This window comes from Streptomyces sp. NPDC039480 (genome assembly GCF_055597165.1).
Genome location: NZ_JBVITX010000003.1, coordinates 751018 through 760450 on the forward strand (window position 1 = coordinate 751018; position 9433 = coordinate 760450).

General features: G+C 67.9%; 7 protein-coding genes and 3 pseudogenes. 2 read left to right on the forward strand and 8 right to left on the reverse strand.

The features are described 5' to 3' along the window. Window positions 1–35 precede the first annotated feature (35 nt). The 4 genes from ACZ56E_RS14030 to ACZ56E_RS14045 all read right to left on the reverse strand — a co-directional run bounded on the left by ACZ56E_RS14030 (window position 36) and on the right by ACZ56E_RS14045 (window position 4045). A complete protein-coding gene (locus ACZ56E_RS14030) occupies window positions 36–1334 on the reverse strand; it encodes an MDR family MFS transporter (RefSeq protein WP_471214045.1) in 1299 nt (432 codons plus the stop codon). After that, window positions 1331–2470, reverse strand: a complete 1140-nt coding sequence (locus tag ACZ56E_RS14035) for a PLP-dependent cysteine synthase family protein (protein WP_471214047.1) — start codon at window positions 2468–2470, stop codon at window positions 1331–1333. Before ACZ56E_RS14035 ends, ACZ56E_RS14030 begins: the two co-directional genes overlap by 4 nt. Before the next feature lie 545 nt (window positions 2471–3015). Beyond that, window positions 3016–3276, reverse strand: coding sequence for a hypothetical protein (locus tag ACZ56E_RS14040; RefSeq protein WP_471214048.1), 261 nt, complete (start codon window positions 3274–3276; stop codon window positions 3016–3018). 379 nt (window positions 3277–3655) lie between these two features. Continuing rightward, the gene (locus tag ACZ56E_RS14045) at window positions 3656–4045 is read right to left on the reverse strand and encodes a winged helix-turn-helix transcriptional regulator (protein ID WP_471214050.1); all 390 of its coding nucleotides are present in this window, start codon (window positions 4043–4045) and stop codon (window positions 3656–3658) included. Window positions 4046–4156: 111 nt separating this feature from the next. On the opposite strand from ACZ56E_RS14045, the gene ACZ56E_RS14050 reads away from it, so the two are divergent. Next, window positions 4157–5668: an MFS transporter gene (locus tag ACZ56E_RS14050; protein WP_471214051.1), complete on the forward strand. Its 1512-nt coding sequence runs from the start codon at window positions 4157–4159 to the stop codon at window positions 5666–5668. A gap of 306 nt (window positions 5669–5974) precedes the next feature. Then, on the forward strand, window positions 5975–6313 hold the full coding sequence (locus ACZ56E_RS14055; protein ID WP_471214053.1) for a RidA family protein: 339 nt from the start codon (window positions 5975–5977) through the stop codon (window positions 6311–6313). 245 nt (window positions 6314–6558) lie between these two features. On the opposite strand, the pseudogene ACZ56E_RS14060 reads toward ACZ56E_RS14055, so the two are convergent. The 4 genes and pseudogenes from ACZ56E_RS14060 to ACZ56E_RS14075 all read right to left on the reverse strand — a co-directional run. Next, window positions 6559–6740 (reverse strand): annotated as a pseudogene (locus tag ACZ56E_RS14060) (hypothetical protein); the annotation flags it as partial. 288 nt (window positions 6741–7028) lie between these two features. Next, window positions 7029–7478, reverse strand: coding sequence for a hypothetical protein (locus ACZ56E_RS14065; protein WP_471214054.1), 450 nt, complete (start codon window positions 7476–7478; stop codon window positions 7029–7031). A 396-nt stretch (window positions 7479–7874) separates the two neighbouring features. Then, window positions 7875–8352, reverse strand: a pseudogene (gene tpg / locus ACZ56E_RS14070) (telomere-protecting terminal protein Tpg). Window positions 8353–9023: 671 nt separating this feature from the next. After that, window positions 9024–9433: pseudogene (locus ACZ56E_RS14075) on the reverse strand (RHS repeat-associated core domain-containing protein); the annotation flags it as partial.

A 9433-nucleotide genomic window follows, 5' to 3' on the forward strand; every position in this document is an offset into this window, starting at 1 on the left:
ACGCTCCGGCCGGACCCAGGTCCGCTCCGCTCGGATCAGGTCGCGGCGGGCTGCACGTCAGCAGCCGTGCGGGTCAACCGTCCCGTGCGGTGCAGCCCGTGGAGGGAGCCCGCGCAGCCGAGGCCGAGGACGAGCAGCGCGAGCCAGGGCAGCGCCGACATCCCCGCCTCCCGGGCGGCGTCGAGGACCGCCCCCGTCAGCAGGTTGCCCACGGTGATGCCGACACCGCAGATGGTGTTGTAGAGGCCGTAGTGGGTGGCGACGAGCCGGTCCCCCGACAGCTGCACGATGGTGTCCATCTCGAAGGGGTACGCGATCATCGTGCCGAGCGCGAGCAGCAGCGCGGCCAGCATCGGCGGTACAGCGGCGAGCAGCCACCGGCCGACTCCCCCGCCGGGCACCGGCAGCGCCGTCGCGGCGAGGAGCGGCACGAAGGCGCACCCCATGCACAACAGCCCACGTACCAGGGCCTGTCCGGGCGCCAGCCGATCCTTGCACCAGGCCGTCACACGCGTCTGGCCGAGGATGGTGGTGAGGCCGGACACCGCGAAGAGCAGCGCGACGGCGACGGTGCCGGACCCGCCGTCGCCGCCGAGCCGCCGCACCTCCAGCGGCAGGGCCAGATAGACCTGGAAGGTCAGGACGTACGAACCGATCATCGCGGTCGAGAAGAGCAGGAAGGCACGGTTGCGCACGACGCCGCGCCACTGGGCGACGATCCCGTCCCCGGCGGCCGCCCCGCGGGCCACCGCGTCGTTGCCCCTGCGAGCGGGCAGCGCGCGGATCTGCACGACGCTCAGGAGCGCGAAGACCGCCGCCGAGACCAGGCAGGTGACCCTGAAGTCGACACCGGTCAGCAGCATTCCGACGAGCGGGCCCAGCAGGATGCCCGCCTGGTAGAAGACGTTGAACAGCGCGAAGGCCTCCACGCGGCGCTCCCCCGCGTCGGCGGCGAGATAGGCCCGCACCGCGGGGTTGAACAGGGCCCCGGCGAACCCGGTTGCGGCGGAGGCGACGAGCAGCGCGGGCACCGAGTCGACGAGGCCGAGCGTGGCGAAACCGACGGTGCGCAGGACGCAGCCGGCGACGATCAGCGGCTTGTAGCCGAACCGGTCGGCGAGGGTGCCGCCGACGAGGAACATGCCCTGTTGGCTGAAGTTGCGTACGCCCAGGACGAGTCCGACGAGCCAGCCGGCGAGGCCGAGCGTGCCGGACAGGTGTTGGGCGAGGTACGGCATCAGCATGAAGAAGCCGAGGTTGATGGTGAACTGGTTGACCAGGAGCAGCCGGACGCTCCGGTCGTAGGAACGGAACTGAGTGAGCGTCGCCTTCACCGCGCCTCCCCCTTCGCGGTCTCGCGCCCGGTCGGCGCGACGAGCGGATCGTGGACGGCGGCACACCGGGTCCAGCGACTGACCTCCTTCTCGTCCGGGCGGCCAACGACATCGGGTTCGGGTGCCGGAGGCCCGCCCAGGAGGCCGTGCTCGGCGCAGTACGCGTCGTCGTAGACGGTCTCCAGGTAGCGCTGCGGCCCGTCGGGGAAGACCCCGACGACACGGGCGTCACGAGGGAGCGTCCGGGCGAGCCAGCCCGCCACCAGCGCGACCGCGCCGACGCTCCAGCCGCCGGTCGCGTAGTGGGACGTCGCCAACTCCCTGCACGCCCAGACGGCTTCGGCCGGCGCCACCCAGTGCACCTCGCTGAAGTGCTCGTACGCGACGTTGCGCGGGTAGATGCTCGACCCGAGACCACGCATCAGCCTGGGGCGGGCCGGCTGGCCGAAGATGGTCGAGCCGACCGTGTCCACGCCGACCAGGCACAGTTCGGGGTAGAGCTGCCGCAGGACGCGGGAGATGCCCGCGGAGTGCCCGCCGGTGCCGACGCTGCACACCAGTACGTCGATGTGGCCGAGCTGCGCGGCGAGTTCGAGGGCCAACGGGGTGTAGGCGGCGACGTTGTCGGGGTTGCCGTACTGGTCGGGGCACCACGATCCGGGGTCTTCCGCGAGCAGTTCGGCGACGCGCTCGCGGCGGGCCTGCTGCCAGCCGCCCGCCGGGTGTGGCTCGGGCACCATGTCGACGGTGGCGCCGTGGGCGGCGAGCAGCCGGGTCATGGACGGTTCGAGGCCGGGGTCGGTGACCAGGGTGACGGGGTGCCCGTGCACCGTACCGGCCAGGGCGAGCCCGAGGCCGAGGGTGCCGCTCGTCGACTCGACGATGCGGTGGCCGGGCCGCAACTCGCCGCGGACGCGGGCGCGTTCGACCATGTGCAGTCCGGGGCGGTCCTTGATGCCGCCCGGGTTGAACCCCTCCAGCTTGGCCCAGAAGCCGCGGCCGGGCGGGGTGAAGGGCTGGGAGACGTGCAGGACGGGGGTGTTCCCGACCAGCCCGGGGAGGCTGGAGCCGAGAGGGGCGGAGTTGAGGCGGACAGGGGTGAGAGGGGCGGAGTCGTGTGCGACGGGAGAGTGCATCTCTTCGCTTCTTCGCTCTCATTCGAGGGGGGGGTGGACGCGTACGGAGGGCTCGCGCGGCCCCTATATGCGCCACCGGCAAAGCGAGTTGAGGGCGGTACGCCCCCCGCCCGGCAGGGCTCTCGGACCGGCCCGCTGCGCGCGGAGCACAGAGGCATGTACGGCATCCGAGGCCCGCGCCACGCCGAGCGTGAGCGGAAGAAGACGGGCGGACGACTGGGTGCCGGACCCCGGGCCGGGGCCGGGCTCGTGGCAGTGCTCGGGGGAGGCGGGCTCCTCCAGCACGGCGGGCACTCCGACGGCTTCGACAACCGCGTGCGGTCCCCCATGGCCATGGGGTTGCCCACCGGCGCACGCGAGCACCGCGGCCAGCAACAGGACGTACAGCGCGTTACGGATGTTTCCTCCACGCGGCAACTGCCCGACCACTGCACGGATGCGTATACGTATACAGATAGAGACACAGATCCCGATACAGATACAGATACGGAACGCATGCCGTCTGCGGCCGGAACGAGGACAGACCGGTCAGGGAACCGGCCGTCCTAGGTGCGCAGAATCGTGGAATCGGCCGCGTGCGCTATCGGGAGCACGAAGTCCCGGCCCGCGCCGCCCTGGGCACGCATGGACGCGGGAACGCTGTCCTGCCACCGCGGATCGAGCGGTGAGAGACAGGGCAGCTCGACGCCGGGCCCCTGCGGCGGCTGGCCCAGGGCGCACTCCTCGACGGTGTGCTGCTGAGGATGCTCGTGCCGAGGGCCGTCCGGCGCCCCGGCGAAGACCGGGACATCGTTCGAGAGCCCCACTTGGGAAATCCCCACTGGGGAAATCATCGACGCCGCCACGACACCCACGACACCGCGGTCGGCGCCCAGGTGACGACTCGTGGCCTCCGGACTGGCCACGTGCGTGAACACCAGTCCGAACAAAAAGAGACCCAGCCCCACGACCCGCCACAGAATCACCGTCGAGCGGCTCCGCCGGGCACTGGAAGGAGACCAGGCCGTCATCACACCGTGATCCTAGCCCGCCACACCAGACCCGTCGAGCACACCGACGCGACCCCGGGGCTCCGCAGGGAGTCGACGTGCAGCCCCGCGCGGCGCCGTAGTCAGTCAGAACGATGGCCGGGGCATGGAACGGGCTGCGGAACCGACTTGCAGCACCGCAGCGGACCACACCGATTCAACCTGAGCGTGTGTCAGCAACCGCTGGATCGCGCTCTTGCACCACGGCCTTCAGGTGGTCTCGGTACCAACTCCCCCACTGCTCAAGCTGGTGGATCGTCTCCCGCAGACTTTCCCCGGCCTCGGTGAGCGAATACTCCACCCTCGGAGGGACTTCGGGGTAAACAGTCCGTGACACCAGGCCGTCGTCCTCCAATTCCCGAAGCTGCCGGGCGAGCATCCGGTGGGTGACTGTCGGCATATTGCGTTGGAGTTCGCCGAATCGGTGTGTTCCTAACAGGAGATACCTGAGGATCAGCAGCTTCCACTTCCCACCGACGACCGACAGGACGACTTCGGTGTTGCACCAGTCGGCCATCTCGTCCACGCGCTCACGTACTCGCCTCATGACCAACACTGTAACCAGGTATACAGAGCGACACTATGGGGCCGGAGGGGCACCGATGCACATCCAAGACCGTACTTGTGCCGCAAGTTTCATACGGCACACAGTATTTGTGTGCTGACAGAGACTGAACAGACGACACCGCACCGGTGGGCAGCGCTGGGCGTGCTGTGCGCCAGCCTGCTCATGGTCGGGATGGACCTGACGGTGCTGCATGTGGCCGTTCCGACGATCTCCAGAGAGCTTTTGCCGAGCGGGTCCGAACTCCTCTGGATCGTCGACAGCTATGCGCTCACCGTCGCCGCCGGGCTGATCACCTGCGGGACGCTCGGGGACCGGTTCGGCCGCAAGCGGATGCTGATGTGTGGCTTCGCGGTCTTCGGTCTCGCGTCGGTGGGTGCCATGCTGTCCGTCACGCCGGTGCAGCTGATCGCCGCTCGGGCGGCGCTCGGTGTCGGGGGCGCGATGATCATGGCGAGTACGCCTGCGATCATCAGGGCCGTCTTTCCCGACAGTCGCGAACGGGCGCTGGCCATCGGCCTGTGGACCGCCGCGAACAGCGTGGGAGTGTCGGTGGGCCCGCTGCTGGGCGGCGTGCTGGTCGAGCACTTCTGGTGGGGTTCGGTTTTCCTGGTCAATGTGCCGGTCGTGGTGCTCGCCCTGGTCGGCGGCGCTCTGCTGGTCCCCGAGTCGCGCAATCCCCGCCCGCACCGGTGGGACGCGGTCAGTGCCGTGCTGTCGGCCGCCGGACTGGCTGCCGTGGTGTTTGCCTTTCAGCAGCTGGGAGAGCATGACGGGGTGCCGTCGGCGGTCTGGGGGGTCGGGCTCGTCGGAGCAGTGCTGCTGGTCGGTTTCGTCGTACGGCAGCGCCGGATCGCTGATCCGCTGCTGGACGTCACGCAGTTCGCCGACCGTCGTTTCTCTGTATCGGCGCTGTGCATCATGGGGTGTTACGGGGCGTACACCGCGCTGTTGTTCCTGCTCACCCAACGCTTCCAGCTCTTGGACGGCTATTCACCCTTGAGTGCGGGGCTGGCGCTGGTGCCGCTGGCGGTCGCCAACGCCGTCGGTGCGGCCCTGGCGCCGCACTTCGCGGCGCGGTTCGGTCACTGTCGTGGCTTGTGCGGCGGACTGCTGCTGTGCGCGCTGGCGCTGGCGGCGTTCGCAGTGTTCGGCGCCACCGGCAACTACGCGGCCCTGGTCGTCGTAGGGCTCGGCTCCGGGATGGTCATGACGTTGGGGTCGGACTCCATCCTGGGTGCGGCGAGGCCCGAGCGGACCGGTGAGGCCGGAGCCGTTCAGGAGACCGCCTTCTCTCTGGGGGCGGGGCTGGGACTCTCCTTCTTCGGGACCGTGCTGTCCCTGGCGTACCGCTCCGACTTCGACCCAGTGGCCGGCGCCTCGGCGCAGCAGTGGGAGACCGCGCGCAGCTCGGTGGGCGCCGCGTCCGAAGTGGCCGCGCGCGTCGGGGGAAAGGTCGGCGATGCGCTGCTGAACAGCGCGGAACACGCCTTCGACACCGGCTTCGTGGTAGCGACCGGAAGTGCCGCTGCCGCTCTCGCGCTACTGAGCGTCCTGGCCTGGAGAGCGCTGCGTGTGCCTGGCGGCAAGCATGATCGCCGGTGAGCGGGAGGGCGGGTGTGGATGCAAGTGCGGGGCTGAATCACCGCGTCGCGTTTTCCCTTTCTCGCTGATTCCGCTCATTAATTCCTGCCGCCTCCCTGGACAGTTAGTCCACCGCCCCTGACCGTCATTCGGCATGCCCAGGTGTCTTCATTTCTCAAATATGAACGTTCCGCTCGGCAGCGTTGACCGTGAGTTGCTCACCGCGTCCCAATGATCTTGCCGTTGCCGCCAGTGCCCGGGATATCACTTGCTCGAGGAAGCGGGAACGATAAAAGGGTTTCGAGGAATCGAGAGGACAGGTTGCACATGACGACTTTTGCGCAGACTCCGGTGCGCAATGAGAAGTCCACGGTAAAGCGGGAGACCATTAACAGCGGTTCCCTGTGGGAGCCGCAGATGGGGTACGCCCGCGGCGTACGCGTAGGCAACCAGATCTTCATCGCCGGCACCGTCGCCTCCTATGGCGAGGGGCGGGCCCAGGGGGACAACGCCTACGACCAGCCCGACTTCATCATCCGGAAGATCCAGCGGGCTCTGCGGGGCCCCTCGGCGGCGAAGGGTGGGATCTCGGTAGTGGGCGCCGCTAGAGGCGACGCTGTTGTCGAAGTTGTGCACGTTCCAGGACATGTTTCAGCGGCTCCCTGATGCCAGGGACGGGTGGGCGTGAGCGCTGTAGGAGAAGCACTGCCGCCCCCTTCCTTGCCCGTGGCCACGCAGTCCCCGAAGGACCCGGGCCCCCTTCGGGCATCCGGCGCGCCCGTGCTGCCGCTGGACGCATCCGACAGCTGAGCAGTCGGGGGTGTAGCTGTGCTCGCTGTGCGTGCGCGGCCGCGGAACTGGACCCGGTCCTGGAGGGCTTCGACCGGTGCTTCGGGTGATGACGGGCAGGGTCAGCCGGCGGTCCGCGACGCGATCAGCCGGTTAGACAGCTCCACGGTCCCGAGGTACCACCAGAAGATCCAGTCAGGAACGCTTCGTCGTAGTCGCCGCGCTGCTTTGCTTCGCGGTGTCGCAGGTCGTAGCGGTTGGCGATCTCGAACAGTGCCCCGTCGTCTTTTCCGAGCTTGTCCTGAGCAGGGGCGGCATCAACCCGATCGCTTTCGAGACGCCGCCTCCGGACTGGGACGTGGGGGGGTAGAGATCTCCTGCAGGAGGATCTGTTTCCGCAGGGATACGCGAGTGAGCCCCGGACCATGTCGGTCCCGTGCCGAAGCACGGCAGTTGTCACCGGCAGAGCTGGTTAAGCTGGTGTATGAGACCGGTCGAAGCAGCCTGATTGTCACCAGTGAGGCACGCGGCCTGTCACAGATTCTCGTTCAGGACCACCGTGGAACTACCGTGGTCGACCGGAAGCGGCCTCTCAGTATCCCCAGTTGGCGTAAATGGTGACGTTCTCGCCATTGTCCCTGGCTCCGACGCACACGTCACGCCAGTCAAGCAGCCAGCCGCTGGAGCGGCAGTTCTCTTGCTCGAGGCCCAGTTCGCGGATGATCTCCGGGCGGGACAGGCCATCCCCGCTGGTGACCGTCGCGGCGCGCCAGCAGCCGCCGGGACCGCAGCTGATGCCTTCGTCAACCATGCTGATGCCCGCCGGCGATGAGGGGAGAGCTTCGGACGGCGGGGCGTCCGAGCCTTCGCTGATCATCAGCGCATACACGAGACCGGCCACGAGAGTGAGGGCGAACTGCATCCCCGGGAAGCCGATCGCTTCATTGCGGCGGGAAATCCATTCCGAAGGAGGGGAGTTCTCCTGTCGGCCTTCTAGTCCCGCACCGTAGGCGATGAGCAGAGGCGCCAGGGCCGTGAACAAGAGATGGGCATCGGGTCTGGGGGCGAGGATCCAGCCCCTGCTGGTCGCTGATCAGCACACCGGCTCCGGCCAGCAGCGCGCCGCCGATCGCGAAGCCGACAGGGCGGGTGCGGGCGATCATCATCCAGACGACGGCGGGCGCGACGGCAAAGAGTATCCCCAGGACGATCAGCATGTACGGGGGGACGTGTGGCCCCGCACGCCCGGTTCCTACGACCGGGCCTCGCCTCAGGTCCGCAGGCCGGTTGTTCATGCCGTGTAGTGCGGCGAAGTCGCCGTTGCCAAAGCCTGCCCCATGCGCACCGACGGCCCGCCGGTGACAATAGGCCTGCCTATGTGACAACTATCGTGCTTCAGCTCAGGTCCGGGGCTCACGGGTTGTTCGGGGTACGGCTGCTACAGGTCGAACTCGAGGTGCTCGATGTCTGTGAACCCGACCTCCTCCAGGGAGCCGGCGCGGCGGCCGTTGTCCTAAAAGTAGACCTCCTTGAGCGCTTTGGCCGCGATCTCCTGGAGGCGGGCGTCGCTGGCATTCTGCTCCTGGGCGTCGAACAGGCGGGCGGTGTAGCCCGTGCGGGCGCGGGTGTCGATGACGATGCCGCCCGTCGCCGCCGCCTTGGCCATGGCCCGGATGCGGCTGCCACCGGGCCGTCACCTCGCGCTCCAGGCACGCGGCGAGGTCGGGGTGGGACTTTATGATCTGGTCCTTCACGTACCGCTCGACGGTGCACTGGGAGATGCGCCAGCTGGGCAACTGCCTTGGTCCGCCCAGCTGCTTGACCAGGTACCGCATCTGCGGGCCCGCGTTCTCCGGTGTCGGGTGGGTGAACGCCTTCTGCACCGCCTCCTCCAAGCCGTCCCCGATCAGGCTCATCGTGGCGCGGAGCCTTCCAGAGTCCCGTCCGGGGCCGCCTTCTTCGCACCCGGGCGGCGGCGACGACGACGGCCTGGTAGCGCTCGCTGGGCGGGGGCGCGGCAGCCGGAGCGGACTCTTGTCCACGTATCCTCCCGTCGCAGTACAGTGCCGGGGCGCGCGGAGCCCCGGCACCACATCTCAGAGTGCTGTTCCTGTTCCCGCCGCGGCCCCGTTGTTAGTCAACCTGCTCGCCAGCCTATCGGCCGCTACGTTCAATCTTGAACTTCGCGTAATCGAAAATGAACTGTATAGCGAACCATGCTGCGAAGGTAGAAATTGCGGAGTAAGCGATATAGGAAGCCGACTTGCCGAGAATCAGGCACAGAACTACTACGAGTACGCACACGCCAACGCCAACCAGTGCCGCGTGCCAAGCGATCTTCACCGTTGAACTGTCATGTTTCATACTTTTTACCGTCCCGAAGTCAGGGTGTGGCGCCACCCTCGGGGGTGGCGCCACTAGGACAGCACTAGAGGCTACTTCCCCGGATCCAGCGTGATTTGTACGGGTTGAAGCAGGCGTGCAGCTGACTCAACTCGTGCTTCAGCCCCCCATTGTTCGGTTCATCTCCGACCACTGACTTATAGGCGTAGCCGTAGAGACCGAAACGCGTGGGCTTCACCTTTGACTATCTCCTTGTCCTCGCCGAAGACTGCTTTACCTGCCCTCTTCGCCCAGTCCGGAACCGGCGGCTTCCAGAGCAGCCGCTGGGATCGATGCGGTTGACGGAGTCACCCGCGGCGTGGAGGTAGGGGTTCTGTTCCTGGCCGGAGGGGTCGCGGCTGTTGAAGCGGCCGATGTTGGGGGCGTAGTAGCGGGCCGAGAAGTGGTAGAGGCCGGTGGGGTCCTGATAGCCGCCGGCGAACCGGTAGGGCTGTGCGACCTTTTCGCTGCCCGCTGCCAGGGTGACGCCTCGGGGACTGTAGGAGTACTAGTTGACCTTTGCGCCGGATTCGTCCACCACCGCGACGACGGAGCCGAGCGCATCGGTGAGGTAGAAGTACGTCTTCCCATCCCGGGGCGTGGAGTTGGGGGTGG

Excerpts from the sequence above, each read along its gene's own strand:
- ACZ56E_RS14035 (WP_471214047.1), bottom strand. The coding sequence starts at position 2,470 with ATGCACTCTCCCGTCGCACACGACTCCGCCCCTCTCACCCCTGTCCGC.
- ACZ56E_RS14055 (WP_471214053.1), top strand. The coding sequence starts at position 5,975 with ATGACGACTTTTGCGCAGACTCCGGTGCGCAATGAGAAGTCCACGGTA.
- ACZ56E_RS14045 (WP_471214050.1), bottom strand. The coding sequence starts at position 4,045 with ATGAGGCGAGTACGTGAGCGCGTGGACGAGATGGCCGACTGGTGCAAC.